General features: G+C 39.2%; 1 protein-coding gene. It reads left to right on the top strand.

All coding sequences use genetic code 11. From position 1 onward, the window contains the following. Window positions 1-1,460 (top strand): DUF8693 domain-containing protein (locus AC6F75_RS14320; RefSeq protein ID WP_500715768.1); only part of this gene is annotated, 1,460 nt, incomplete at both ends.

Below are 1,460 nucleotides of genomic sequence, written 5' to 3' on the forward strand. Positions count from 1 at the left end.
TGTCACAATTGATCCAGCCTGATGGTGCAACAGTGATAGCAACCAATGGAAAACTGTGGCGTGACCAACAAGGTCATGCCAATATGTATAACTACAACTATTGGTCTTCTCCTGTGGGGAATGGTTTAGATGTTTATACCTTAGCCTCTGTAATGCAAGATGGAACAAATCAAGTTCCACAAGATATTACCTGGGTAGGCGGGTATAATGGAGCACCAACAACGCCTATCTCAATTTCAACAACTTGGTTACATAAATTTGAAAGCACAGGACCGCTTTATGCCAACTGGCAAAAAATAATGCCCGGTACAACGCTCAATGCCGGACAAGGATATACCATGAAAGGAAGTGGTGCTGTAGGTGATTTTCAAAATTATACCTTTGTCGGTGTCCCATTCACCGGGGATATTTCACACACTATTTCTGACGGACAAATTACACTTTTAGGAAACCCTTATGCTTCAGCTTTGGATGCTGATCAGTTTATTGATGACAATATTGGAGTTATAGACGGGACATTGGAATTTTGGGACCATTTTGAAACCACAAACAGCCATGTGTTGGCAATGTACAAAGGGGGCTATGCTAAATATAATAAAGTAGGAGAAACAATAGAAGCCGTAAATGCGGTAAATAATGATAGTGTTCAAAGTTCTCGAACTCCACAAAGATACATTCCTGTAGGTCAAGGATTCTTCGTGTCTGCAAGAGAAGACATTACAATTCAAAATGATTCTCCAATAATATTTAAAAACAGCCAACGGGCATTTGTTAGAGAAAATGATACTGATGGCATGCAAATGTTTGGCATACCTGATGGGACTAACTCAAACACAGGAGCTTTTGAAGGACCTGTTAGGATTCGTTTAAATATGGTTTCTGCAGAGAACTACAGGCATCAAATTGCCATAGGCTTTATGCAGGATAAAGCAACTGAAGGTATTGATTATGGTTATGACGCCATATTGCGTAAAACAGACCCCAATCAGTTCTACTTTATGCACCCTGATGCTAAACTGTTGATTCAGGGAGTGGGCTATTTTAATGAAGATAAAAAATATCCCCTGGGCGTAATGGCTGAACTTCAAGGCAGATATACATTTTCTGTAGATCATATTGAAAACCTGAGCGAAAACACAGCTGTTTATCTCTATGACAACGAAAAACAAATTTATCACAACCTAAGAAAAAGTGATTATCTGGTTAATTTGGCTAAAGGTGAACACAATACGCGTTTTTCACTGCGCTTTAAGAATCACAATATAGAAAGCAACCTGAATGCTCAAGAAATGCTCAATAACATTGTGGTGTATCGTCAAAACGATCAGGTAGTTATATACAACCCTACTGAGCAATTAACAGTAAAGAGTGCCCGTATGTACAACGTTTTGGGCCAGGAAGTAAACTCTTGGAACATCTCAAACGGAAGGGAAAGCTACATTGAACTACCTTTAAAACCT

Source organism: Planktosalinus sp., from assembly GCF_059864935.1.